This is a genomic window from Alteromonas sp. R7, from assembly GCF_055755235.1.
In genome coordinates, this window is sequence record NZ_JBVTQX010000012.1 from 123,116 (window position 1) to 148,799 (window position 25,684).

Below are 25,684 nucleotides of genomic sequence, written 5' to 3' on the forward strand. Positions count from 1 at the left end.
CAAGTTATCTAGACATTAAACGTTTCTGAGTGGCAATGGCCATAAGAATGCCAAAACCTGCCATTAAAGTCACCATAGATGTTCCTCCAAAGCTCACTAGAGGAAGGGGAACACCCACCACGGGAAGTAATCCGGACACCATGCCCATGTTTACAAATACATAAACAAAAAAAGTAAGGGTAATACTGCCACCAAGCAATTTTGCATAGGCGTCTTGTGCCCGGCTAGAAATTATAAGGCCGCGCATAATTATAAAAATGTATATTGCCATTAAGCACATTACACCGGTAAGACCAAACTCTTCGCTGAATACTGAAAAGATAAAATCGGTGTGACGTTCGGGTAAAAACTCGAGTTGTGACTGCGTACCCTGTAACCAGCCTTTGCCGTCTACACCACCGGAACCAATGGCAATTTTAGATTGGATTATGTGGTAGCCAGAACCTAGTGGATCGCTTTCCGGGTTCAAAAAAGTAAGAACCCGCTGCTTTTGATAATCCTTCATTAAAAAGAACCACATCACAGGCGCAAACGCGCCAATGAGGCCGCCCACTACTGAAATAAGACGCCAGCTCATACCTGCCAGGAATATGGCAAAGATACCTGAACTGGCGATGAGTAATGAGGTCCCTAAATCAGGCTGCTTTGCAATGAGAATGGTGGGCACGACCACCAAACCAAACCCAACGATAATGTGGGTGGTGCGTGGCGGCATAGTGAATTTACTGATATACCATGCAACCATCATAGGCACGGCAAGCTTCATCAGTTCAGAGGGCTGAAAACGGATAAAGCCCAGGTCTAGCCAGCGCTGTGCGCCTTTGCCCATATCACCAAATAATAAAACGGCAATTAGCATGAGCAGGCCTGCACCATAGGCATAGGTTGAGAAAAACCTAAACACGCCCAAAGGGGCTTGGGCTAATCCGAACATAACGATAAAGCTAAATCCCAGCCTGATAAACTGGCGCTCCATTTGCTCCATATCCTGACCTGACGCCGAGTACAGAGTAAATAGCCCAACACAACTTAGCACGAGTAGCCCGACTAACAGCCATCCATCGATATGAATGCGCTGAAGAAAACTCATTTTATTAGGGTTTATGGTGGTTCTCTTCACTAGTTTGTCCCTAATTCATTATCATTGTTTGCCGAGTCAGCTTCGGCAGTTTCAAAAACACGGTCTCTGAAATAGAAATCCATGATTTGACGGGCGACGGGTGCTGCGTTCTTACTACCACCGCCTACGTTCTCAAGGACCACGGTTACCGATATCTCTGGATCATTGAACGGTGCGAAGCCAACATACATGGCATTGTCTCGAAGACGCTCATCAATTTTAGTAGCGTCATATTTTTCATTTTGGCCAACGGTAAACAACTGTGCTGTTCCTGTCTTACCCGCAGAGTCGTAAGGGGTATCTGCAAATGCATGACGCGCGCCGCCTTCTTCGCCACTCACAACATCGCGCATGGCGTTTAACACCACATCTAAATTGTTACGGTTCTTAATTTCTATAGGCCGCAGCGACTTAAGTGGGATGAGGTCGACAGAACTATCGGTGTTCATATAACCGCGAATGATTTGTGGAATATAGCGTTCCCCAGCATTGATCAGCGTGTTAACCGATGTATTTAACTGTACCGGCGTGGTGGTCCAATAGCTCTGTCCTATACCAACGGGTATGGTGTCACCAATATACCAAGGTTGATTAAAGCGAGCGCGTTTCCAGCCTCGGCTAGGCATGTTGGCATCTGACTCTTCGTAAAGATCGATACCCGTGAAATCTCCGAATCCGAATTCGTACATAGATTCACTGATTTTATCGATACCCAATTTATACGCTAGCTCGTAATAATAAGTATCGCACGACACTTCTATTGCTTTTGATACGTTAACTTTGCCATGTCCCCATCGACGCCAATCGCGCCACACGTGCGACACATTTGGCAATTGATAGCGACCTGTATCGTTAATGGTGTAGTCTTTGGTGATAATGCCTTCTTCTAGTCCAACAAAACCAAGGTGCGGTTTAATGGTAGAAGCGGGAGGGTATTGTCCTTGTGTCGCCCTGTTAATTAGCGGGCGGTCTGGCGAATTCAGTAGCGCAGAGTAATTCTTGCTGCTGATACCGTGCACGAATAAATTGGGGTCGTAACTAGGGTTAGAATAAAGTGCCAGTACGCCACCTGTTTTAACGTCGGTAACCACTACAGCGCCGCGCATGCCTTCTATTATTCGCTGGGCTTCTAACTGAAGCTCTAAATCCAGGTTAAGTACGATGTCTTTGCCCGGTGTTGGTGGCTCAACACTGAGTACACGAATAATTCGGCCTTGATTGTTTACTTCGACCTGCTGATAACCCACTTTTCCATGAAGCAGCTCTTCGTGGTATTTCTCTATACCTAGCTTACCGATATCGTGGGTTGCGGCGTAATTATCTTCTTGGCCTGCTTCAACGAGTTTTTGTAAGTCTCGCTTGTTAATGCGTGCAACATAACCCAGTGCATGGGTAAGCGTTTCTTTATAAGGGTAATGACGAGCTAAACGCGCTTCAATTTGAACACCTGGAAATTTGTGTTTGCTGGCAGAGAACAGCGCTACTTCTTCTTCGCTTAGCTGAGTGCGAAGCGCAACGGGTTTAAATCTCCGCGTTCCTTTTAGCGTAGATTGAAAGCGTTCAATTTCATCGCTGGTGATGCTCATTAATTCGGTCAGATCTGCAAGGGTTTGTTCAATATCATCCACTTGCTCTGGAATAATTTCCAAACTGAAAACCGGACGGTTCTCGGCTAAAAGCACGCCGTTACGGTCATAAATGAGACCGCGGTTAGGCGCTACGGGCAGCACTTTAATTCGGTTACCGTTAGACCGGGTTTGATAATCTTCAAACTGGGTGACCTGCAAAGAATAGAGGTTGTTAAGTACAATGCCCAACATGGCCACAACAATAATAAAAGCAATGGTCGCTCGGCGCGCGAACAAGTTCGCTTCAGCGGAGTGGTCCCGTATTGCTTGACGTTTTCGTTGCATTGACTTCCTTTGCATTAATAAAGCGACCAATTACTCACGGTGATAAGGGTGATTTTGCGTCACCGACCACGCGCGGTATAAGCTTTCTGTAAGAATGATCCTAACAAGTGGATGAGGTAGAGTTAAGGCTGATAAGGACCACTTTTGTTCCGACGCAGCAATACATTCTGGTGCTAGCCCTTCTGGACCACCAATAAGCAGGCTTACGTCGCGCCCGTCCATTTTCCAATTGTCGAGTTGTTTAGCAAGCGTGGGAGTGTCCCAGGGTTTACCTGTTACTTCTAACGTAACAATGCGATTTCCTTTGGGAATAGCGGCTAGCATTTGCTCGCCTTCTTTTCCCAAAATGCGCTTAATATCCGCGTTTTTGCCTAGCTTTCCGGCGGGTATTTCAGTAAAGGACACTGGCATGTCGCTAGGGAAACGACGAATAAACTCATCCACGCCTGTACTTACCCAGCTTGGCATTTTTGTTCCGACCGCGACGATTTGTATACGCACTTCTTTTACCCTTACCGCAGGAATTAGTATTTCACTTATACAATAAAGGCCATACGCATTTGAGTATGGCCTTTATTGACCGTGTTACTGCATGTTTATAGCAGGCGTTTACGCCACTACGACCACAGTTTCTCTAGCTGGTAGAAATCACGGGTTTCATCTTGCATAACGTGCAAAATAACATCACCAAAATCAACCAGAACCCATTCGCCGGTTTCCTTACCTTCCACGCTTCCAGGTGCGTGGCCCGCTTTCTTCGCTTCTACCATGACATTTTCTGCAATAGATGAAACGTGGCGCTTTGAGTTACCTGAACAAATGATCATGGTATCTGTAATACTTGATTTGCCGCGAACGTCTAGTTCAATAACATCACGGCCTTTCATATCGTCAATTTTGTCTTTAACAAACTGTTTGAGCTGTTGACTCTCCAAGAGTTTTCCTCACTTACTTAACTTTTATATAACTGATGTTCGTTTATGTAATCTAAAACGCTTTCTTCTAACCATAAGTTAGATAGGTCAGCATTTGAACTGTTTGGCGTACCCGATTTCTCGGACGTGGCAGCACTTGCTAGTACGTCACGAATTTCAGTAGATGAAACACTAAAAAGCGGTGTGTTGGTTAACACTACATGGCCTGCAGGCTTTGCGTGAATAACACTTTTATCGTTAGCCACATGACAATCTAACCAAGCTTGTATTGCGGGAGGAGGCGAAAATTTCTCATCGTCTCTGCGCATAACCACTAAGTGACAATAATCGAGCAGGTGTTCCCACTCGTACCATTTGTCCAGATTATACAGTGAATCTGCGCCAATGAAAAAACAGATTGTGTCATCGCTTTTCTCTTTAAGTGCACGCAGTGTTTTAACTGTATAAGAGGGTGACGGAAGCGCCAGTTCAATTAACTCTGGAATAAGTCTGTCATTGTTTTGGGCGCAAAGTTCAATCATTTTTACCCGGTGGCTTTCTGACACACCTACTGACTTATGCGGAGCTAATTTACAAGGCATGAGATGAACTTGGTTTACGCCAATTTCATCTGCCGCTTTTAGTGCCGCACCAATATGGCCTTTATGCGGCGGATTAAACGTACCACCAAGAATGGCTTTCACCGTTGGATATGCTCGAGAAGCGCCGGAAAGACTCACTTAGACTTGCCCATTATGCCTGTAACAAAGGAATTTCGCGAAGGTCCATACCCATGAACATCATGCACAGGTGACACATTTCGACGTAAGGGCGGGCAATGACATTTTGTTTGAATGCATGATCTGACTGAGTCAACGCTTTTTGGATGTCTTCTAGCTGCGCGACGCTCAGACGATTCAAGGCACTTTGATAAAAACCTTGTCTATTACGCCAAATACCGAATTTTTGCCACTGAATGGGGGCACCGCTTTGCTGCGCTAGTTTTAGTTTCCATAACTGCTCCCACTCTCGAATCAGCGCCCAAATAATGATGTTAGGCTCCAGACCCTCGCTCTCTAATCGGTATAGCATTTTTATGCAGCGGGTACTGTCGCCGCTAAGCATAACGTCAACCAGTTGAAACACGTTGAAACGCGACTGATCGACCATCGCCTTTTCAATTTGTTCGTCTGAAATAGACTGGTGTGGATAGAGTAGGGCGAGCTTATCAATTTCTTGCTTAGCAGCAAGCATGTTGCCTTCGCAGAAATCAGCTATCATCTTAGCACCCGACGCTGATACGGAGAGTTGGTGGGCATTTAACTGCTGGTTTAGCCATGCATTGAGCTGCTTGCCTTCCAACGGGTAACACAATACCGACGCGCCCAAATCATCAAGCACTTTAAACCATTTGCCGCGCTGCACGTCTTTGCCAATTTTGGGGCCGTGAACCAGCAACAAAATATCGGGGTTTAATGACGCCGCGACTTCTTGCAGCATTTTACTGCCTTCAGTGCCCGGTTTTCCCGTAGGTAGCTCTAATTCAATGAACTGTTGGCTTGAGAAAAGCGACATGCTTTGTGTGGCTTCAATCAACTGATTCCAGTTAAAGCCTGTTTCAGCAACTAGTACTGTACGCTCTTCAAAGCCATTGGCTTTTGCTTTAGCGCGTATTTGCTCAATGACATCAAACTTCTGCTGGGGTTCATCTCCAAACACCAGATAGCACGGGCGAAGTGCCTTGGTGATATCTTGGCTAAATTGGTTTGGATAAATCTGCATGAAAAATTCTGATGTTTACAGACTAACGGAAGTTGATGCATTTGGTGCAGCGGCTGCCTGACTGGAAAGGCGTCTGATCATGATATCAGCGGCTTCATCGCGCATTTCACTTAGCATCAATTCAAGTTCGCGAGACTTTGCCAACACTTGGTCAGGGTCGTCTTGATAGTCACGTACTACTTCAAATTGCACCATTACCGCTTCCTTACCAGGAAACTGCACGCGGTAACGCACAACATATATCAGTTCATATTCAGCAACTTGACCCGAAGGATAAACCGACAGCAGCTGACGTTCTAATTTCTCTGGAAGCAAATAGATGTTTACGTTTTGGTTAGAGCGCGATGTTTTATCTACGCTAACACTGGATAAACCGTAAACGTTTAAGCGTTTGTCAAGCGCACGCGCCAAGGGCGCGTGTGCTCGGGCACTTTCAATAGCAACGGTGTTTATGTCGTCAGGTAAGCTAGGGCTACTTCGCAAATGAAAGCCACAGCCAGTAACCAATACGGTTCCCAACACAGCGACTGCGAATTGTAAGTGCTTTTTCATCAGTATCTGACCTAGTTAGCTACAATGTTTACAAGCTTGCCAGGCACAACAATCACTTTACGAATGGTTTTACCTTCGATGAATTGCTGAACGTTAGGCTGTTCTTTCGCAGATGCTTCAATGCTCTCTTTGCTTGCATCAGCAGCAATTGTCATCTTAGCGCGCACCTTACCGTTAACCTGAACGATGATTAGCTTTTCGTCTTCAACCAATGCGGCTTTATCAGCCTGTGGCCATGGCGCTAAATCGATATCTTCACTGTGACCCAACACTTTCCATAGCTCGTGAGCGATGTGCGGCGTAATAGGGTTTAGAAGCAACAAGATAGATTCACAGGCTTCGCGCATAATTGCGATGTCCTGCGCGTTTTCTTGTGGTGCTTTTTGAAGGTGGTTTAACAATTCCATCACCGCTGCAACCGCAGTGTTAAAGGTTTGACGACGGCCTAGGTCATCAGACACCTTTTCAATGGTCTTGTGTACTTCACGGCGAAGTGCCTGTTGGTCTTTCGACAGTGCCTTAACATCAATCGCTTCTGGCGTGCCTTTTTCAACGTGTTCGGTCACTAATTTCCAGATACGACGTAAGAAACGGTTTGCACCTTCAACACCAGAGTCTACCCACTCAAGGGTTTGCTCCGGTGGCGCAGCAAACATGGTAAATAAACGCACCGTATCGGCACCGTACTGATCAATAACTTCCTGAGGGTCGATACCGTTATTCTTCGACTTAGACATTTTCGTCATACCGCCGTGAATAACTTCTTCACCGTCAGCGGTTAGCCATGCTTTAACAATACGGCCTTTATCGTCCTTTTCAGTGCTTACTTCGGTAGGCGAGAACCAGGTTTTCTTACCAGACGCGTCTTCACGATAGTACGAGTCAGCTAATACCATGCCTTGACACAGCAAACGCTTGAACGGCTCATCAGAGTTTACCAAGCCTTCATCGCGTAACAACTTGTGGAAGAAACGCGAGTAAAGTAAGTGCAAGATAGCGTGCTCGATACCACCAATGTACTGATCTACTGGTAACCAGTAGTTAGCTGATGTTGGATCAAGCATGGCGTCGTTGTTAGTAGCACAGGCATAGCGCGCGTAGTACCACGATGACTCCATAAAGGTGTCGAAAGTATCCGTTTCACGTAACGCGGCTTCGCCATTGTATGTGGTTTTTGCCCACTCAGGGTCAGCTTTAATTGGCGAGGTAACGCCATTCATTTCTACGTCTTCAGGCAAAACAACCGGTAGTTGGTCAGCAGGAACCGGAACAGATTCACCGTTTTCCAAATTTAGCATTGGAATAGGTGCGCCCCAGTAGCGCTGACGGCTTACGCCCCAGTCACGAAGACGGTAATTTACTTTGCGCTTTCCACAGCCTTTGCTTTCAAGTTCATCAGCAATACCATTAAATGCGGCATCGAACTCAAGACCGTCGAACTTATATGAATTGATCAAGCTACCTTTTTCAGTAAATGCAGAGGCGGTAAGGTCGCACTTATCTTCATCACCTGCGTTTGGCGCAATGACTTGTTGAATAGGTAGGTTGTATTTAGTCGCAAATTCCCAATCGCGCTGGTCGTGGCCAGGAACAGCCATTACCGCGCCTGAACCGTAGTCCATCAACACGAAGTTAGCGACCCAAATTGGAAGCTTTTCACCGGTTAGTGGGTGAACAACCTCAAAACCCGTGGCGAAACCTTTCTTCTCCATGGTTGCTAATTCAGCTTCAGCAACTTTGGTGTTTTTACATTCGTCGATAAAGGCCGCTAAATCTGGGTTCGATTTTGCTGCGAATTCGGCAAGAGGGTGCTGCGCAGCCACTGCAACGTAAGTAACGCCGTAGAAGGTATCTGGGCGCGTGGTATATACCGTCAAATCGGCAATGTCGTTAACCGCTGACGCTAAATCGAAGGTAATTTCAACACCTTCAGAGCGGCCAATCCAGTTCGCCTGCATTGCGCGTACTTGGTCTGGCCATTCTTCAAGCTGTTCTAAGTCTTGTAAAAGTTCTTCGGCGTAGTCAGTAATTTTAATAAACCACTGAGGGATCTCTTTTTGCTCAACCAGCGCACCAGAGCGCCATCCGCGACCGTCGATTACCTGCTCGTTAGCCAAAACAGTTTGGTCTACAGGGTCCCAGTTCACAGTAGAGTTTTTCTTGTAAACAAGACCTTTTTCGTAAAGGCGTGTGAAGAACCACTGTTCCCAGCGATAGTAATCTGATTTACATGTGGTTACTTCGCGATCCCAGTCGTAACCGAAACCCAACGAGCGAAGTTGGTTTTTCATGTAATCAATATTTGAGTATGTCCATTTCGCAGGTGCAGTGTTGTTGTTAATTGCTGCGTTTTCAGCCGGAAGACCAAAAGCATCCCAGCCCATAGGCTGCAATACATTTTTACCCTGCATGCGCTGGAAACGGCTGATCACGTCACCAATGGTGTAGTTGCGCACGTGACCCATGTGAAGTCGGCCACTAGGGTATGGGAACATAGACAGGCAGTAGAACTTTTCTTTTTCTACGTCGTCATTTGCTTTAAACGATTGGTTTTCTTCCCAGTATTGCTGAACGCGTTGTTCAATGTCTTTCGGATTGTACTGATTATCGGCCATGAAACTTAGGCTTCCGCATTAAAAGTTAAAACGTTTATGGGGCGGCATAAGGCGAGTTTGTAGCAACGCCAACTAACCGCGCGTGGGATTCACCCACTTAACATACATATAGCCCAGTAGAATAACCCAGCGCTAAGCCATGCCTCAATAGCTTAACACCGAACTTGGCAATATTTATTGTTGCTTGCTTGAAAAGTGAGCATTAATGACACAGTTTACGCCGATTGAACACCAGAACTCGCCCCATTTGCTCATCTTACTTTCTCTTGGCGCCATCTTATCTTGTCGATAAACAGGCCTCGGTGTCACATCTAATTATTGTCACTAAACGCGGTTAGCGCATTTAGTTGTTGCGCCTGCACTTTGTCTACTACTCGAACTAAATTGGCGGCGTCTTCGTTAGATGCTTTTTGGCCATTAAAGTGAATATTGCCTGAGGCGTGGTAGGTAAGAGTGACTTTAGTTTTCGGTATGCGACCGTCTTGTGTGTTTGCATCCGATGAAGTGCTCGATGCTATTGTGCTGAATTCCCATGTCAGTGCACCTGACATACCCATCTCTTGAAGCGGGCCTAAGCCACCTGTCATCACCACTTTTTTGTTCGGTTCAACATAGCTTACCTGCATATGCGCTGCACTCGCCGTGTCTGTCGTTTCACAGAAACAGCCACCAGCCTGCTCATCTATGCGCAAAGCACCTTTCCACCATGTGTGGTCTTTCGGCCACCACATATCCACATGTTGAATAAAATGAGAGTACACGACTTCAACTGGCGCATAGCTTTCACTCTCATTGGTAATAGAAAACCCTGAGTTATCTGCATAGTTTACGTTAGCGATACTCATTGAAGAAAATGCCGTACCCAGAAAGATAGCAAGGAAAGAGGAGGTGAGCAGAAGGGGTGAGCGAGTTTTCAATTTTTTTGTCATTGTTATTACCCTGTTTTTGTTCATTGGTTATTGCGCGCGAAACCTGGTCTCGTCGCCAAACGAATTTCGGTTTTTGTGTTTTCTAAGGTAATTGAAAGCAGCTTGCGTTGCTACCTACTTTAAAGCCTTACTGTTACAGGATTCTTCAGAGCTTTGTCTTGACCACATTGTCCTTACGGCTCTGACCTTGGCGCGCTTCTCTTAACGCTGTGATTTTAATGCCCTGTTCCAAATTATGTGGAAGAAATAAATGCAGCGGTTAAATTGAAGTAAGTTCTTTCGTACTTAACTCCTTTTCGGCTTTAATTAAACGCTACACCCTGTGTCGCAAGGTATCAGTTCTAATGAAGGCCACAAAAAGCTCGTAGTGCTTGCCAATTCCTCTCTAAAATCATGAAGGTGGTTGTTTGTTGTGCAATTAGCGATGCAAAGCTGCCTTATTCAGGATAAGCGTTTGACACTAATGTTAATTAGGGTTTCACTTAAGTAAAGAAACAAAGATAGAACAGACATGTCTGTAGACAGTAAATTATATGCGTTAGATGTAGACGCGCTTTCACCTACCATAAATCGCCGAGCGATAAACAGTGCCTTAAAAGATGATGAAGCGCTAAATGCGACCTTCATTGGGCAAGAGCGTGCGCGTGAAGCACTTACGTTTGGGTTAGGTATTAACACCAAAGGCTATAATCTTTATGTGATGGGTGAGCCCGCTACGGGGCGCTTCACTCTAGTGAAGGATTACATTGAACGCCAAGTTGCCCAGCTACCGGCGCCTGATGATTGTTGTTATATCAACAATTTTGACGAAGAGCGCGAACCTGTTGCGCTAAAATTTCCTCCCGGTGGTGGAAAAGCATTCCACAAGGACATGGCTGCGCTTATTGACGATGTCTTAGACTCACTGCCCATTGCCTTTGATAACCCGGGATATCAGCGCCGTCGCGCGTCAATTTCCAGAGAGTTCGAGCAAAAGTACGATGCGGCTATCGATGCGGTAGAGCGTTACGCACAAGCGAATGATGTTGCGCTGTACGAAGAGGGTGGCTCTATTACGTTTTCACCTATCGTTAACGGCAAGCCAATAAGTGACACAGAGTTTGCGTCATTAACTGACGCACAACGGGAAGGGTTTTATACTCTTATTGACGAACTAGAAAACAGATTAAGCGAAGGCCTGTTAAGCCTGCCTACGTGGAAACGCGAAAACTCTGAGCGTCTTCGTGAGCTTGACAAAAAGACCGCAGAGCAGGGAATTAAGCCGCTGCTAAAAGTGCTTGAGCACAAATACGCGTCTGAGCTAGGGGTAATGAAGTACCTCAAGCAGCTTAAAACTGCATTGGTCAACGCTATCTTAGTCATTCACAGTGAAGAGCAGAAAGAAGAGAAGAGTGATGACTTCGACAAGAAGATATTTTTAGAAGAGCAATTTCTTCCTAACGTTTTGGTGTCGAATAAACTCGATGACGCAGCCCCTGTTATTTATGAGCCGAACCCTACTTATCAAAATTTGTTTGGCAAAATAGAGTACACCAACATTCACGGCAGCGTGTTTACCAACTATCGCATGATTCAGCCCGGTGCGCTCCATCGTGCAAATGGCGGTTATTTGTTGTTGGATGTGGACCAACTTATCGAACAACCTTTTGTGTGGGATACTCTTAAGCTTGCCATCAAGTCGCAGCGCTTGCGCATGGACTTACCCCAGCAAGATGTGGGTATGGTGAACAACATTACGCTCAATCCACAGCCCATCGACTTAAATGTGAAAATCGTTCTGTTAGGCTCGCGTGATTTATACTACACGCTGCAAGATTACGATGACGAGTTTGATGAACTGTTTAGAGTGTTGGTGGATTTTGATTTGGAAATTCCCGTCACCAGACAGGCGCTTTTTGATTTCGTGGGCAAAGTACGCGCGCATCTTATTCAGTTAGGACTTAAAGGCATTACCGCTAACGCGATGTGCAGGCTAGTTGAGTACTCGTTAAGAATGGCTGAACATAAAGAAAAGCTATCTGCGCACTTCGCTGAAGTTATCGAGCTAGTTAATGAAGCCTATTATTTCTGTCAGAAATCTAATGCCGACACACTAGAACTTGATCATTTAAAAACAGCATTAAGTGCCAAGAAGCGTCGCACCGGCCGCGTCAGTCAAACACTATTAAACGATATTAAAGAAGGGCACGTGCTAATTGCCACTGAAGGAAAAGCGGTAGGCAAAGTAAACGGGTTAACGGTATTGGATATTGGTGACACTGCATTTGGTACGCCTGCACGCATTACGTCTACTGTATTTGCCGGCGCAAGTGGTGTAGTTGATATTGAGCGTGAGGTAGAGCTTGGACAGCCTATTCACTCAAAAGGCGTCATGTTGTTAAACGGCTACTTGGGCAACAAGTATGCCCAACATTTCCCGTTAACCCTATCGGCAAATATAGCGCTAGAGCAGTCATACGGACATATTGATGGCGATAGTGCATCCCTTGGTGAACTGGTTGCGCTTATCTCTGCGTTGACTGAAATCCCTTGCTTACAAACCTTGGCTATCACGGGTTCCATAAACCAGTATGGTGAAGTGCAAGCGGTTGGCGGTGTGAACGAAAAGATAGAAGGCTTTTTCGACTTGTGTCAACACCGTGGCCTCACCGGCACGCAAGGCGTGATTATTCCTAAATCAAATGCGATTAATTTGGTATTAGACGCCACTGTTATCGATGCTGTGAAAAAAGGGCTGTTCCATATTTACACTGTAGAGACCGTTGATGACGCGCTATCTATTTTGATGGAACAGGAAGCGGGTAAATTAAGTAGTAAAGGTCGTTACCCCAAAAATTCAATCAATTACCATGCCGTAAACCGTCTATACAATATTGCGCTTATTGTTAATGGGGGCGATGGCGAATAGATAAAAACGAAGCGCGTACTTGCAGTGTCGAGACGCGCTTCTTGATTTTTGCATTAATCTTGGTTGATGCGCTAATAAAGATGCGCTTTTTCAGTAGAACGTGCACACAGCCATTCAATGCTAAACGCAAGTACCAGAGCGCGCTAATCGCGGGTGCTGATGACCAGAGTCTCTGAAATTTTATCTTGGATAGCTTGTCGGTTAGGATCCCAGTAAATTTGCACAAATCCCAACAAGCCAGTTGCTAAACCCGCACCATAACCTCCATAACGACCAAAGCTCTCCCATAGCGACAGTCCAGAACCATCGAGTTTGAGTACTTGTATATTTAGCAGTCGTTTACCTGGAGTTTTTCCGTTAAACCAAGCGGTAAACACGCTGTAATAAAGCGCGGCCCAACCAAAGCCTAAGCCAAGCTCAGTAATTAACCCTTTGATCCACGCGACAATGCTGTATGTGTTTGCTGAGGGCTCTGAAGTTGCGTCATCGAAATCTGCTAGGTCACTTTCAATATCTTCAGCTTCCTGTAGGCCATTTTCATGCACACCTTTATTTTGAGCTTGCTCATTTACTCCAATATCATCATTCGCACCATTTTTCTCACCTGGGCGATTAGGCGAGTCGATCACGTTGCTGACAGTTGCATCGTCACGAAAGTAATTAGCCTCATTGGCAGCATCTAACGTAAGCAACACTGTCCAAAAGAGCATGAACGCTCCACCTATTCGAAGAAATGAACGCGTAGTTTTTTTATGGCTTTGATTGGCCACGTTGCGGCTAGCTTTATAAAACGTCACTGTAGCAATAATCGCCAAAAACAGTGCATCCAGTGAGCTCAAAATGGCGACAAATAGTAGGTCAATACACTGAGCCAACCCTCGTTGAAAAGGTGTAGCCAGACGCTTGCCTAACAGCGAGTTAGCCACGCCAAACGCATAGGGCGTGACTATATCCTTTGTTTCAACGGTTTCTAATTTATCTGCGGTATTATTTTCGACATCACTACTAATAGGTGGCGTATCAATATGTTGATGAGGGTGAGACATTTGCCGTCCACTGTGCTTAACCTAATTCCATAACACTACTTTACACAGTAAGGCGTATTATTTTAACTCTTTTATCTGAAGGGTAAGCACCTCACAAATACGCATGCAAGATACATTGTAATCTCTTCAATAGTCGGAATATTTTTCTTTTTAGCAAATAGATAGATTAGGTGTACTTCACTTAAGCTATTGATTTATATGCGCGGCATTGGGTTTGCATCAGAGTTTATCGAATGGATAACAATGATGCCTTTAAGGAGGTTACGATGTTTAACTCAAAACAAACGATTACAGCAACACTGGTTTCAGTCGCAATGATGGGGTCATCTGCAATGGCACAAGCTAACGTTGACGAGATGAAAACTGCGCAAATGCAAGCAGCTTCAGCGTCAGTGCAACCTGAGTCCAGGACATCTGAGTCTGGTGATACGTGGATTACGTTGACCGGTGAGGTGTCTGCTGTAGATTCAAAATTCTTTACGTTAGATTACGGTGACGGGAATATCTTTGTTGAGTTAAGAGACACCGACCTTGACAGTAATGCCTATGCAAAAATGAAAGGCGAAGAAGTCATGGTAACGGCGCGTCTTGATGATGGCATGTTTTCAAGCGAAAGGTTAGTTGCTCAGAGTGTGATTGTTGATGGTATGGATACTGTTTACTTAGCTGAGTCGGTTAATCAGGCTTCGGCAGATCTTTATTTAAGTACAGCAAGTAACATTGAGTTTGACGATGAAGAAATGGTGCTTGTAGGTACCGTTAAATCAATTGGCAAAGAAGCGTTACAAATTGACGTGGGCGATACCACCCTCACGGTAGAGCTTGATGAGTTAGAGGACGCACCTGTGGATGCGGATGGTTACCTAACGCTAATGAAAGGCGAGCGCGTGCGCATTACCGGCGAACTAGAAGACGATTTCTTTAATCGTTTCACGGTAGAAGCTGATACGCTAATCAAAATGAAAAGTTAACTATTGCTGATAGATAACGCTTTAAAAAAAACCGCCGAAAGGCGGTTTTTTTTGATTAAATTATTAATGTGCTTATTCACTACTTTGGAGGCATGCGCAGCCCGCCGTCTAAGCGGATTGTCTCACCATTTAGGTAGCTATTGTTCGCCATATGGATAACTAACTTAGCAAATTCTTCTGGTAGCCCAAGGCGCTTAGGAAACTGAACGTTAGCAGAAAGGGCGTCTTGCACTTTTTCTGGCATAGCAAGTAGCATTGGCGTGCCCATTACACCCGGCGCAATGGTGTTAACACGAATACCCAACGGGGCTAAGTCTCGAGCCATTGGAAGGGTTAAGCCGATAATACCACCTTTACTCGCGGCATAAGCGGTTTGCCCTATTTGACCTTCGTAACCAGCAACTGAAGCAGTGTTTACGATAAGACCGCGTTCGCCTTCCCCGTTAATTGGCGATTGCTTTGCCATCGTCGCTGCAACTAAGCGAGAAACATTAAAGCTTCCTACTAAGTTAATATCGATAGTTTTCTGGAAGTCACCCAACGGCGCCGGATTGCCTTCTTTGTCAAGCAGTCGCTTAGCTGGGGCGATGCCTGCACAGTTAACCACTAAAGAAATGGCGCCAAACCTTTCGGTTGTCGCGTCTATAGCCGCTTGAACAGAAGTTTCATCGCGTACATCGACTTTGGTGAAAAGTGTGTTGTTATTGCCTAATTCTTCTACGCGCTGTGCGCCAAGCTCTTCATTTAAGTCGAAAAGGCTGACGTTAGCACCTGCATCTCGAAGTGCGATAGCAGTGGCGTGACCAAGTCCGGAGCAACCGCCAGTAACAATGGCAGTAAGATTATTTAGCGTCATAGATTTCCCTTAAACCCTAGTTTTTCACTATTATTAACGTGATGTTAACGGGAAGTAAGAAGAAAAACTACGGTGCCGAAGGGGATCGGCACCTTATATTCAGCTATTTTGGCAACTGAATTTTACAGTCTTCGCTTTGACGGTAGATAATTAGCGTGTGGCCAATTACCTGTAGCTTAACTGAGTTTGTTTCACGAACAATGGCATCCATGATTAGCGCTTTTTCTTCGCGATCGTCTGTTGGCACCTTAACTTTAATTAATTCGTGATGGCTAAGGGCGTTGTCAATTTCGGCAACCACACCTTCTGTCAGGCCGTTCCCACCTAGCTGCACAACAGGTTTTAAAGGGTGTGCAAGGCCTTTTAGGAATTGTTTCTGTTTATTTGAAAGTTTCATGAAGTAATATTTCTTACAATTAATCTGTTAGTTTATGCTTGAAATAACGTATTCTAACGCCATCTTCTCTACAATCCTAATGACATTGTATTGGAATGACAAAAAAGAAACACTCCGCCAGCAGTAAACGCTGGCTACAAGAACACGTTAACGACCATTATGTGCAAAAAGCAAATAAGGAAGGTTGGCGCTCGCGAGCTATCTATAAACTGGAAGAAATTCAGAAAAAAGATAAGCTTATTAAACCAGGAATGACACTTGTAGACCTTGGTGCTGCACCGGGGGGCTGGTCACAGCTAGCCGCACAGCTCGTTGGCGACAATGGTCAAGTTATCGCGTGCGATATTTTGCCCATGGACCCAATCGTGGGCGTAGACTTTTTACAAGGTGATTTCAGAGAGGACGCTGTTCTCGACGCACTATTGAACAGAATCGGTGGGAACACCGTAAATATTGTGTTGTCTGATATGGCACCGAACCTTGCAGGTAACGCGTCGGTTGACCAGTCTCGCTCTATGTATCTTTGCGAACTAGCGCTTGATATGTGTCACCAAGTGTTAAAGCCCGGTGGTTCGTTTGTCATAAAGGTGTTCCAAGGTGAGGGGTTTGTTGAGTTCATGAACGCACTTAAACAATCTTTCACAACCATAAAGACGCGTAAGCCTGACTCGTCCAGATCACGTTCGCGAGAGGTGTATTTGGTGGCTTGTGGGTATAAAGTGTAGTACGCTTTGAGATAAGCGGTTTTCGTTGCGAGTTGTGTCGTTTATTCAATAAACAACTTGTTGAATATACAAGCAATTCGGGTTTATAGAGGTTAGTAGCATTGAGCGATATGGCAAAAAATTTAATCTTATGGTTAGTCATCGCCGTTGTTTTAATGTCGGTTTTCCAGAGCTTTTCACCGAGTGAATCGTCTCGTTCGCAAACTGACTACACAACGTTTTTGAGAGAAGCAGAACAGGGAAATATTCGAGAAGTTCGCATCAATAATAGTGGCGAAATTCGAGGTACTAAGCGTTCAGGCGAAACTTTCCAAACATTCGTACCTTACTTCGATGACAAGTTAGTATCTGACTTGGTTAAGAACGACGTAAGAGTGTACGGTGAACCACCAGAAGAGCAGTCTCTTCTGACGTCTATTTTCATCTCATGGTTCCCCATGTTACTGCTTATTGGTGTATGGATTTTCTTCATGCGTCAAATGCAGGGTGGCGGCGGCCGTGGCGCTATGTCATTCGGTAAAAGCAAAGCTCGCTTGCTTGGTGAAGACCAAATTAAGACAACATTTGCTGACGTAGCAGGCTGTGACGAAGCGAAAGAAGATGTATCTGAATTGGTAGACTTCCTGCGCGACCCGTCTAAGTTCCAAAAGCTAGGCGGTAAAATTCCGAAGGGCGTACTTATGGTAGGTCCTCCTGGTACAGGTAAAACGTTGCTTGCAAAAGCCATTGCCGGTGAAGCGAAAGTACCATTCTTTACGATCTCTGGTTCTGATTTCGTTGAAATGTTCGTGGGTGTAGGTGCATCTCGTGTACGTGACATGTTTGAGCAAGCGAAAAAAGCGGCGCCTTGTATCATCTTCATCGATGAAATCGATGCGGTAGGCCGTCAACGTGGTGCTGGTCTAGGTGGTGGTCACGACGAACGTGAGCAAACCCTTAACCAGATGCTTGTTGAAATGGACGGCTTTGAAGGTCATGAAGGTATTATCGTTATTGCGGCAACTAACCGTCCTGACGTACTAGACCCTGCGCTTCTTCGTCCTGGTCGTTTTGACCGTCAAGTAGTGGTTGGTCTTCCTGACATCCGCGGCCGTGAACAGATTCTTAAGGTTCATATTCGCAAAGTGCCAGTGGCTGATAACGTAGAGCCGTCAGTTATTGCTCGCGGTACACCTGGTTTCTCAGGTGCTGACCTTGCTAACCTAGTAAACGAAGCTGCATTGTTTGCTGCTCGCGGCAACAAGCGCCTTGTTTCTATGGAAGAGTTTGAGAAAGCGAAAGACAAAATCATGATGGGCTCTGAGCGTAAGTCTATGGTGATGTCTGAGCCTGAAAAAGAAATGACAGCGTATCACGAAGCGGGTCACGCTATCGTAGGTCGCTTAGTGCCAGAGCACGATCCGGTATACAAAGTGTCAATCATTCCACGCGGTCGAGCGCTGGGTGTGACCATGTACTTACCAGAGCAAGACCGAGTGAGCCACTCTAAACAGCACTTAGAAAGTATGATTTCTAGCTTGTTTGGTGGGCGTATTGCTGAAGCCATTATTTATGGTGACGACAAAGTAACCACGGGTGCATCTAACGACATCGAACGCGCAACTGAAATTGCACGTAAGATGGTGACCCAATGGGGCTTGTCGAGCAAAATGGGCCCAATGCTTTACGCTGAAGACGAAGGTGAAGTGTTCCTAGGCAAGTCTATGTCTAAGGCAACAAACATGTCTGATGACACAGCACGTGCCATTGATGCGGAAATTAAGTCACTGATTGACCGCAACTACGAGCGCGCTCAAAAGATCCTTGAAGACAACATCGATATTTTACATTCAATGAAAGACGCACTGATGAAGTACGAAACCATTGATGCTAAGCAAATTGATGATTTGATGAACCGTACTGACGTTCGTCCTCCTGCTGACTGGGATGACAGCAAGCCATCGGGTGGCGACAAGCCAAGTGGTGGTGCACCGGTTCGCGAAGGTGAAATCAAAAATGACGGTGTAGACAAACCGTCGGTAGGTAAGCCGGGCGATATTCCAAGCTAACCTTCTACATCCATTGAAAAACGCCAGTTTAACTGGCGTTTTTTGTTAGAGCTAACTGATTTTAATCTGGGAATTTGACTTACAGTTTATGTCACTGTGTTAGCTGAGTTATTTATTTCGTTACGCTTTACACTGATCTTTGCAAAGAACAATGCAAAAAACATAGCGAAGAACAAACTAAAGAATTCAGCAAGCAACAAGGCAAAGAGCATGCATTTTTAAGTAGGTTTCATTGCTAACACAGCGGGTCAAAATCAGTTTGCTTTATAGCTTCATTTCTCAACATATTTTCTGTCTAAGAAATACGGTAATTTCAAAACAAAGGTAATGCAGGTAATTCATGCAGTTTGGTAAGTACTCCATAGATCTGTCACAGCCTCAGGTAATGGGCATTTTAAATGTTACTCCTGATTCATTTTCTGACGGCGGCAAGCACACAAATGTATCTCAAGCCCTTGACCATGCGCTTCGCATGATTGATGAAGGGGCAACTTTTATTGATATAGGTGGTGAATCGACAAGGCCAGGCGCGCCCGACGTATCGCTGCAGGAAGAGCTTGACCGCACAATACCCGTTATTGAAGCCGTAGCTAAAAATACCGCATGTGTTATTTCTATTGATACCAGCAAGGCTGACGTTATGCGGGAAGCGGTGAAAGCTGGCGCGGGGCTAATCAACGATGTACGCGCGTTACAAGAGCCTGGTGCATTGCAAGTAGCAGCTGAAGCACAAGTACCTGTTTGTTTAATGCATATGCAGGGGCAACCCAGAACCATGCAGCAAAGCCCTGAGTATGATGATGTAGTGAATGATGTGGGTCAGTTTCTACTCGCGCGCACCAAAGTGTGTGAAGAAGCGGGCATTGCTAAAGATAAGATTTTGTTCGACCCTGGCTACGGTTTCGGAAAGTCACTGGAACACAATTATACGCTGGTGAAACACTTGCCATCGCTTATGAAGCTGGGTTACCCAGTGTTAGTAGGCATGTCTCGCAAGTCGATGATTGGCAATTTGCTAAATAGAAAAGTGGATGAGCGCTTGGCGGGAAGCATAAGCCTCGCTACAATTGTCGCCCAAATGGGCGCACATATAATTCGCGTTCACGACGTGAAAGAAACAGCTGATGCTGTCAATATCGTGAAAATGCTGAATTCAGTAAAATAAGGAATAATAATGACGCAGCGCAAATATTTCGGCACCGACGGTATCCGCGGAAAGGTAGGCGAGAGCAATATCAACCCAGAGTTTGTTACAAAACTCGGGTGGGCAGCAGGTAAGGTCCTTGCCGGACGAGGGACGAACAAAGTACTTATTGGTAAAGACACGCGTATTTCTGGCTACATGCTAGAGTCGTCTTTAGAGGCTGGTTTATCAGCTGCTGGTATCAATATCGGCTTGCTTGGTCCCATGCCAACGCCAGCCATTGCTTATCTCACCAAAACATTTCGCTCAGAAGCAGGGATAGTGATTAGTGCGTCACATAATCCGTTTTATGACAACGGCATTAAATTTTTCTCAGCGCAAGGCTTTAAGCTTGATGATGATATCGAGTTAGCGATTGAAGATATGCTTGAGCGTCCAATGACATGTGTGGCATCTGATAAGCTGGGTAAGGCCACGCGTATAAACGACGCTGCGGGTCGTTATATTGAATTTTGTAAGGGGACATTCCCTTCAGAATTATCGCTGACAGATCTTAAAATTGTTGTGGACTGCGCACATGGCGCAACGTATCACATTGCCCCCAATGTATTGAGAGAGTTAGGTGCTACGGTTATCGAACTTGGTACAGGGCCCAATGGTTTAAACATTAACGACGGTGTGGGCGCAACCTCAATGGATGCGATTGTTGAAAAGGTTAAGGAGACCGGTGCTGATCTTGGCTTTGCCCTAGACGGCGATGGCGATCGCATTATGATGGTAGACCACCTTGGTAATGTGCTTGATGGTGACCAGATTGTTTACATCATTGCCCGCGACGCGCTTAAGAACGGCAAAATGCAGGGTGGTGTCGTTGGCACGTTGATGAGCAATTTAGGCCTTGAAAATGCGTTGTCAAAGCTTGGTGTTCCTTTCGCAAGAAGTAATGTTGGCGACCGTTATGTGATGGAGCTGCTACAGCAAAAAGGCTGGTCTATTGGCGGTGAAAACTCGGGTCATGTTCTCAATCTTAATATGAGCTCTACGGGTGACGGTATTGTAGCTGGGCTTCAAGTGCTTGCCGCAATGCTTCGTTCGCACATGGACTTACACGACTTAGCAAGTGGGTTTGAAATGTACCCGCAAACGCTAGTTAACGTGAGGTACGCTAACCAAGAAGTGGATTATTTAGCACACAGCAATGTACAAAATGCTAAGAAAGAGGCTGAGTCTGCGTTAGGTAAAACGGGCAGGGTACTTCTACGTAAAAGTGGTACTGAGCCGTTAATTCGTGTGATGGTTGAGTCGAATGACGAAAGCCAATCTCACAAATGGGCAGAGCATATTGCTGAAACTGTTCGTAATCTCGCCAATTAGTTGGCGTAGCAGGAAATTTTGCTTTTTGTGCTTGTATCTTCTCAATTAAATAGTTAATATCACGCCCGCTTTGAAGACAGGGCTAAGGTCTGCGTTGTGAGTAAAAATCTTAGAAAGCCATTCGTGGCTGGCAACTGGAAAATGAACGGAAATTTGGCATTAGTTGCTGAATTTAATCAAAAACTGGCGAATGTAAAAGCTGATTCGGAAATCGTAATTTGCGCTCCTTCACTTCTTTTACACGCATTTGAAACCCATTCGTTTGCCATTGGTGCTCAAAACGTAAGTCATCTTAATAACGGCGCTCACACTGGTGAGTTGTCAGTTGAAATGCTTAAAGAAGCAGGTTGCGGTTACGCAATTGTTGGGCATTCAGAAAGACGAGAAGACCAAGGCGAGTCAAGCGAACTTGTTGCATTAAAGGCAAAGCAATGTGTTTCTTCAGGTGTTGTACCCATCATTTGTGTAGGTGAGCCACTTGAAGTGAGAGAAGCAGGTGATGTTGAATCGTTTGTTGGCGAGCAACTAGATGCACTAGTTAGCGCCATGTCGGTAGACGAACTCAGCAAAACTGTTATTGCATACGAGCCGATTTGGGCAATTGGTACTGGTAAAACAGCCAGCCCTGAGCAAGCACAAGAAGTACACGAATTTATTCGCGGCTACTTTAATAAAGTAGACGCACAATTGGCTCAAGGCCTTCGTATTTTGTACGGTGGTAGTGTTAAGCCAGATAATGCTGAAACCCTATTTGCACAGAAAGATGTAGATGGCGGTTTAATTGGCGGAGCCAGTTTAAAAGCTGAAGATTTTATTTCAATTTGCCAAGCGGCAAACTGACGAGGTATTTATGATTTACGAAGTGCTATTAGTAGCATACCTAATTGTAGCGCTATTACTTATTGGATTTGTTTTGATCCAACAAGGTAAAGGTGCAGATATGGGCGCTTCATTTGGCTCAGGCGGTTCAAACACTGTTTTCGGTTCATCAGGTTCAGGTAACTTCATGACTCGTACGACCGCTATATTAGCAGGCTTATTCTTCTTAATTAGCCTTTCTTTGGGTGCAATGACTGCAAACCGTGAAAGCGCAGAAGATGAGTGGAACAACCTAGAAGTTCCAGCGGCAGTGGAAGAGCCAGTAGAGCTACCAGCTGATCAAGACGTACCAGTTATTGAAGATGCAGCTCAAAGTGATGTTCCTGTTGTTGAAAGCGATGTAACAGACGTACCAAAGTCTGACGACGCTGAAGGTTCAAACTAAAAAGTATTCGCGGAAGTGGTGGAATTGGTAGACACGCCATCTTGAGGGGGTGGTGAGCATAGCTCGTGCGGGTTCAAGTCCCGCTTTCCGCACCAAATAAATGTAAAGGCCAGCGCAATGCTGGCCTTTTCTGTTTTTACACTGTGTAATTCTTGTTAAGGTGACCCTGTACGCTCACTTTTAATTGGCCTTGTTAATTGTAACAAAGCGTTAAAATCTAAAATTTACAGGATGTTATGTCTGTTCCTATTTTTATTATTCGGCTATGCTTTTCAATACTTAGTCATACTGTCTGCGACATAAACAAAACAATTTTTACGAGGCACTATAGTGCAAAAAACACTTAGTCAGAGTTTGTTCCAAACCCTATTCATAGGGATTGTGATAGCATCACTTCTGATAATTGGAGCAGTGTGGCGCTCAGCCAATACTCTCGTTGTTCAAAACATTGACCACAATATTGTTTTAGCAGAGAAAGTATTCGATAAAGTGGTTGCGGATCGTCAAGCTGTCATACGCAACGTTTCAAAAGTACTGTCTCGCTCATTTGATTTCAGGCGTGCGGTTGGCACAGAGAATATACCCTCTATTGAAGCGGCGTTTACCAGTTACGCGCAGCGACTAAACACAGATATCATCGCTCTGGTAAGTCTAGACCATCAAGTAGTTGTAACGCGTACAGACCTATTCGAAGTCGGTCAAAATGTGGAAAGTAGCCTAGCATTGGTTGCTAAAGGGAAAGACAGCGGTTTCTTCGTAGTCGATAACAAATTAGTACAGTTAAATCTAATTCGCGTAGAAATACCTACGCTTAGATATTACATGCTAATAGGCGTTGAGTTTGATAGCAGATTATTAGAAGAGCTAAAAGCGCTCGTAGACGCTGAAATTATTATCTCAAGAACTGATACCAATGACGTTCTTACGACTACCTTAAAAGAAAATGATGCGCAACGGATCCTCGCGTCAGAACACGACCCCTCGTGGATAGATGTAACGTTTAAAGACGAGCTTACTTACTTTGCTCGTGAGGTGAATATCGCCTCTGATGGCAATTTGCCGGTTAAGATAACTCTAGCTGTAGATACAACGTCTTCATTTAGTGCTTTCACACGTATTCAATTGACGATTCTGGCATTTTGCTTAGTCGCAATATTCATTGCTCTGGGTCTTTCTCTGCTGCTTGCCAGAAACGTGAGTCGACCAGTGTCTACCTTGGTAAAAGCAGTGAATAAGGTCGCGTCAGGAAGCTATGGCGCAACCCTTGACGCACCGTCGAACCTCAAAGAGATTACCGAACTTGCCAACGCAGTCGACAGCATGCAAGCAAGTATTAAAAGCCGTGAAAATCATATTCGTTATCAAGCAGAACACGACGTGCTTACCGGGCTTTTCAATCGGAACTATGTTGAAGGCTTCTTCGAGTCACAACTGCAAGAAGAAAGAGAGTTACAGGTTGTTGCCATTACCGTAATCGGATTTCGAACCATTAACGACCTCTACGGTTACTCTAACGGCGATAATACACTGAAAGCATTGGCCGAGAGGCTTCAGCGTTGGCCTGGTACTTCCGCAAGATTAGCTGGTGGTGAGATTTTATATATTACGCAAGATTCACTTAATGATGACCAGCTCGAAACGCTCAAGCACATATTAGAGCAACCAGTGGAAAGTAACCTGATTGCAATTCCAGTAAAAGTCGCCATGGCGGTTATCCAGTGCCCGCAAGATGCAACAACATCAGAAGAATTATTCAGAAAAATGAATATTGTTACTGATGAAGCGATACACAGCGACAGCTGGTGCGTTCGCTATAGGACAGAACTAGAAGATAAATACAATCGCAGACTATCAATTACCACTGAACTAAAACGTGCACTGGCTAGCCAGCAAAACGAACTGTCCATGGTTTACCAGCCAAAAATAGATCTGCAGACAATGAAAGTATGCAGCATGGAAGCGCTTATTCGCTGGAATAATAGTGTTCTGGGCTTTGTTCCACCTGATGAGTTTATTACCATTGCCGAGCAAGCAGGGTTAATTGAGCAAGTTACGACTTGGGTAATGAAGCAAACCATTTCAGACTTAGCTTATTTTAGAGGCATGGGGTATGGGTTCACCGTTGCGATGAACTTATCTACTCAGGATATTCAAAATAAGGTACTTCTAGGGAAGCTGGTGTCGCTTTTAACTCAGGAAGGCCTGTCACCTGAGGCTCTGGAACTTGAAATAACAGAAAGCGATTTAGTTGCTGACGCCTCGCTTGCTATTGAGAACCTTAATGAACTAACGGCGCGGGGCTTTCATTTCGCCATCGACGACTTTGGTACAGGCTATTCGTCGTTAGCCTATTTAAAGAACTTGCCCGTAAAAACGATTAAAATTGATAAGAGTTTTATTCTGTCGCTCGCGAGTGATGAAAACGACCAGCAAATTGTTCATACCGTGCTGAGTTTGGCGAATGTGTTTAATTTAAAGGTTGTGGCTGAAGGTGTTGAAGACGTAGCGTCGCTTGAAATCTTAAAGGACTGGGGCTGTGATATCGTTCAAGGTTATTACATTAGTCGCCCACTTAGCCGTTCAGACCTTGAAGACTGGCTTCAAAATACGCCTTTCGGTGAATAGCTATTTCTTCAAATTAAATTTATTGTTTTACAGTAATCACCATGCCTTTGCCGCAGTATTTGGCGACATGGCATCGTAAATGCAAAACTAATAATGAAGCGTGTAAAACGCTCTGCGGGCCTGATTTCTTCGCCAAAGTGTGAGTATTTTGCCCACTGAGTTGTGAAATTACTTCAAAAACAAGGAATTTATTATGGACATCATTCGTATACTTTTATCGATTTTACTTCCACCGCTGGGCGTATTTTTGCAAGTGGGTATCGGTGCTCACTTTTGGATTAATATCCTTTTAACTATTCTTGGCTATTTCCCAGGTGTTATTCACGCTGTTTACATCATCGCCAAAAAGTAGGTGGTGAAAAACGCTGTATTGGCGGCTATGCAATAAATCGCATAGTCGTAGCGAGTACAGCAACCAAATATGATGTGTCGTCCTAATATAGGTTGACAGTTATTAGGCCAGCTCTCGAAGCTGGCCTTTTCTATTATGCACTGCGTTAG

Annotated in this window: 22 protein-coding genes and 1 tRNA gene; 11 read left to right on the forward strand and 12 right to left on the reverse strand. The window is 45.0% G+C overall.

Translation table 11 applies throughout. From position 1 onward, the window contains the following. Positions 1-4: 4 nt before the first annotated feature. From rodA to AC0J2X_RS17580, 9 genes are all read right to left on the reverse strand, one after another. Positions 5-1,120 carry a rod shape-determining protein RodA gene (gene rodA, locus AC0J2X_RS17540; protein ID WP_039229455.1) on the reverse strand — a complete coding sequence of 372 codons (1,116 nt, stop codon included), beginning with the start codon at positions 1,118-1,120 and terminating at the stop codon, positions 5-7. Continuing rightward, the gene (gene mrdA, locus AC0J2X_RS17545; RefSeq protein WP_156078309.1) at positions 1,120-3,033 is read right to left on the reverse strand and encodes a penicillin-binding protein 2; all 1,914 of its coding nucleotides are present in this window, start codon (positions 3,031-3,033) and stop codon (positions 1,120-1,122) included. Before mrdA ends, rodA begins: the two co-directional genes overlap by 1 nt. Before the next feature lie 30 nt (positions 3,034-3,063). Next, positions 3,064-3,534, reverse strand: coding sequence for a 23S rRNA (pseudouridine(1915)-N(3))-methyltransferase RlmH (rlmH, locus tag AC0J2X_RS17550; protein WP_472996255.1), 471 nt, complete (start codon positions 3,532-3,534; stop codon positions 3,064-3,066). A 116-nt stretch (positions 3,535-3,650) separates the two neighbouring features. Further along, positions 3,651-3,968, reverse strand: a complete 318-nt coding sequence (rsfS, locus tag AC0J2X_RS17555; RefSeq protein ID WP_014949353.1) for a ribosome silencing factor — start codon at positions 3,966-3,968, stop codon at positions 3,651-3,653. A gap of 17 nt (positions 3,969-3,985) precedes the next feature. Then, positions 3,986-4,687, reverse strand: coding sequence for a nicotinate (nicotinamide) nucleotide adenylyltransferase (gene nadD / locus AC0J2X_RS17560; protein WP_231513069.1), 702 nt, complete (start codon positions 4,685-4,687; stop codon positions 3,986-3,988). A gap of 13 nt (positions 4,688-4,700) precedes the next feature. Further along, a complete protein-coding gene (gene holA, locus AC0J2X_RS17565; RefSeq protein WP_014949355.1) occupies positions 4,701-5,729 on the reverse strand; it encodes a DNA polymerase III subunit delta in 1,029 nt (342 codons plus the stop codon). 15 nt (positions 5,730-5,744) lie between these two features. Further along, the gene (locus AC0J2X_RS17570; protein ID WP_014949356.1) at positions 5,745-6,281 is read right to left on the reverse strand and encodes an LPS-assembly lipoprotein LptE; all 537 of its coding nucleotides are present in this window, start codon (positions 6,279-6,281) and stop codon (positions 5,745-5,747) included. Positions 6,282-6,292: 11 nt separating this feature from the next. After that, positions 6,293-8,896 (reverse strand): leucine--tRNA ligase, encoded by a 2,604-nt coding sequence (gene leuS / locus AC0J2X_RS17575; RefSeq protein ID WP_014949357.1) that lies wholly within the window; start codon positions 8,894-8,896, stop codon positions 6,293-6,295. Positions 8,897-9,207: 311 nt separating this feature from the next. Continuing rightward, positions 9,208-9,825 carry an SRPBCC family protein gene (locus AC0J2X_RS17580; protein WP_014949358.1) on the reverse strand — a complete coding sequence of 206 codons (618 nt, stop codon included), beginning with the start codon at positions 9,823-9,825 and terminating at the stop codon, positions 9,208-9,210. A gap of 511 nt (positions 9,826-10,336) precedes the next feature. Here AC0J2X_RS17580 and AC0J2X_RS17585 point away from each other — a divergent pair. Continuing rightward, the gene (locus AC0J2X_RS17585) at positions 10,337-12,733 is read left to right on the forward strand and encodes a Lon protease family protein (protein ID WP_014949359.1); all 2,397 of its coding nucleotides are present in this window, start codon (positions 10,337-10,339) and stop codon (positions 12,731-12,733) included. A gap of 143 nt (positions 12,734-12,876) precedes the next feature. On the opposite strand, the gene AC0J2X_RS17590 is transcribed toward AC0J2X_RS17585, so the two are convergent. Beyond that, complete coding sequence (locus AC0J2X_RS17590; RefSeq protein ID WP_156078312.1) at positions 12,877-13,779, reverse strand: RDD family protein; 903 nt, start codon at positions 13,777-13,779, stop codon at positions 12,877-12,879. A 266-nt stretch (positions 13,780-14,045) separates the two neighbouring features. Here AC0J2X_RS17590 and AC0J2X_RS17595 point away from each other — a divergent pair, with 266 nt between their 5' ends. Beyond that, complete coding sequence (locus AC0J2X_RS17595) at positions 14,046-14,750, forward strand: hypothetical protein (RefSeq protein WP_156078313.1); 705 nt, start codon at positions 14,046-14,048, stop codon at positions 14,748-14,750. 79 nt (positions 14,751-14,829) lie between these two features. Here AC0J2X_RS17595 and AC0J2X_RS17600 read toward each other — a convergent pair whose 3' ends face one another. Together AC0J2X_RS17600 and yhbY are read right to left on the reverse strand one after the other, a co-directional pair. Beyond that, complete coding sequence (locus AC0J2X_RS17600) at positions 14,830-15,606, reverse strand: 3-hydroxyacyl-CoA dehydrogenase (protein ID WP_014949362.1); 777 nt, start codon at positions 15,604-15,606, stop codon at positions 14,830-14,832. Between the two features lie 103 nt (positions 15,607-15,709). Then, entirely contained in the window at positions 15,710-16,003 is a 294-nt protein-coding gene (yhbY, locus tag AC0J2X_RS17605; RefSeq protein ID WP_014949363.1) for a ribosome assembly RNA-binding protein YhbY, read from the reverse strand. 95 nt (positions 16,004-16,098) lie between these two features. On the opposite strand from yhbY, the gene rlmE reads away from it, so the two are divergent. The 9 genes from rlmE (at position 16,099) to AC0J2X_RS17650 (ending at position 25,535) form a co-directional block, all read left to right on the forward strand. Next, the gene (gene rlmE, locus AC0J2X_RS17610) at positions 16,099-16,728 is read left to right on the forward strand and encodes a 23S rRNA (uridine(2552)-2'-O)-methyltransferase RlmE (protein ID WP_283627172.1); all 630 of its coding nucleotides are present in this window, start codon (positions 16,099-16,101) and stop codon (positions 16,726-16,728) included. A 101-nt stretch (positions 16,729-16,829) separates the two neighbouring features. Next, on the forward strand, positions 16,830-18,776 hold the full coding sequence (gene ftsH / locus AC0J2X_RS17615; RefSeq protein WP_014949365.1) for an ATP-dependent zinc metalloprotease FtsH: 1,947 nt from the start codon (positions 16,830-16,832) through the stop codon (positions 18,774-18,776). A 340-nt stretch (positions 18,777-19,116) separates the two neighbouring features. Further along, the gene (gene folP / locus AC0J2X_RS17620) at positions 19,117-19,941 is read left to right on the forward strand and encodes a dihydropteroate synthase (protein ID WP_458724191.1); all 825 of its coding nucleotides are present in this window, start codon (positions 19,117-19,119) and stop codon (positions 19,939-19,941) included. A gap of 9 nt (positions 19,942-19,950) precedes the next feature. Next, complete coding sequence (glmM, locus tag AC0J2X_RS17625; protein WP_061485810.1) at positions 19,951-21,294, forward strand: phosphoglucosamine mutase; 1,344 nt, start codon at positions 19,951-19,953, stop codon at positions 21,292-21,294. Positions 21,295-21,390: 96 nt separating this feature from the next. Continuing rightward, complete coding sequence (gene tpiA, locus AC0J2X_RS17630; protein WP_039229431.1) at positions 21,391-22,134, forward strand: triose-phosphate isomerase; 744 nt, start codon at positions 21,391-21,393, stop codon at positions 22,132-22,134. Between the two features lie 10 nt (positions 22,135-22,144). Then, the gene (gene secG, locus AC0J2X_RS17635) at positions 22,145-22,558 is read left to right on the forward strand and encodes a preprotein translocase subunit SecG (protein WP_039232721.1); all 414 of its coding nucleotides are present in this window, start codon (positions 22,145-22,147) and stop codon (positions 22,556-22,558) included. A gap of 9 nt (positions 22,559-22,567) precedes the next feature. After that, positions 22,568-22,653: transfer RNA gene (locus AC0J2X_RS17640), tRNA-Leu, on the forward strand. 235 nt (positions 22,654-22,888) lie between these two features. Beyond that, positions 22,889-25,183, forward strand: a complete 2,295-nt coding sequence (locus tag AC0J2X_RS17645; protein ID WP_039229424.1) for a putative bifunctional diguanylate cyclase/phosphodiesterase — start codon at positions 22,889-22,891, stop codon at positions 25,181-25,183. A 193-nt stretch (positions 25,184-25,376) separates the two neighbouring features. Continuing rightward, on the forward strand, positions 25,377-25,535 hold the full coding sequence (locus AC0J2X_RS17650; RefSeq protein WP_014949371.1) for a YqaE/Pmp3 family membrane protein: 159 nt from the start codon (positions 25,377-25,379) through the stop codon (positions 25,533-25,535). Positions 25,536-25,684: the final 149 nt, after the last annotated feature.

Bases quoted from the DNA above. Each gene is read 5' to 3' on its own strand.
- secG (WP_039232721.1), top strand. From the start codon at position 22,145: ATGATTTACGAAGTGCTATTAGTAGCATACCTAATTGTAGCGCTATTA.
- holA (WP_014949355.1), bottom strand. From the start codon at position 5,729: ATGCAGATTTATCCAAACCAATTTAGCCAAGATATCACCAAGGCACTT.
- AC0J2X_RS17650 (WP_014949371.1), top strand. From the start codon at position 25,377: ATGGACATCATTCGTATACTTTTATCGATTTTACTTCCACCGCTGGGC.
- mrdA (WP_156078309.1), bottom strand. From the start codon at position 3,033: ATGCAACGAAAACGTCAAGCAATACGGGACCACTCCGCTGAAGCGAAC.
- folP (WP_458724191.1), top strand. From the start codon at position 19,117: ATGCAGTTTGGTAAGTACTCCATAGATCTGTCACAGCCTCAGGTAATG.
- rlmE (WP_283627172.1), top strand. From the start codon at position 16,099: ATGACAAAAAAGAAACACTCCGCCAGCAGTAAACGCTGGCTACAAGAA.
- glmM (WP_061485810.1), top strand. From the start codon at position 19,951: ATGACGCAGCGCAAATATTTCGGCACCGACGGTATCCGCGGAAAGGTA.
- AC0J2X_RS17580 (WP_014949358.1), bottom strand. From the start codon at position 9,825: ATGACAAAAAAATTGAAAACTCGCTCACCCCTTCTGCTCACCTCCTCT.
- yhbY (WP_014949363.1), bottom strand. From the start codon at position 16,003: ATGAAACTTTCAAATAAACAGAAACAATTCCTAAAAGGCCTTGCACAC.
- leuS (WP_014949357.1), bottom strand. From the start codon at position 8,896: ATGGCCGATAATCAGTACAATCCGAAAGACATTGAACAACGCGTTCAG.
- AC0J2X_RS17570 (WP_014949356.1), bottom strand. From the start codon at position 6,281: ATGAAAAAGCACTTACAATTCGCAGTCGCTGTGTTGGGAACCGTATTG.
- AC0J2X_RS17595 (WP_156078313.1), top strand. From the start codon at position 14,046: ATGTTTAACTCAAAACAAACGATTACAGCAACACTGGTTTCAGTCGCA.
- AC0J2X_RS17590 (WP_156078312.1), bottom strand. From the start codon at position 13,779: ATGTCTCACCCTCATCAACATATTGATACGCCACCTATTAGTAGTGAT.
- AC0J2X_RS17585 (WP_014949359.1), top strand. From the start codon at position 10,337: ATGTCTGTAGACAGTAAATTATATGCGTTAGATGTAGACGCGCTTTCA.
- AC0J2X_RS17600 (WP_014949362.1), bottom strand. From the start codon at position 15,606: ATGACGCTAAATAATCTTACTGCCATTGTTACTGGCGGTTGCTCCGGA.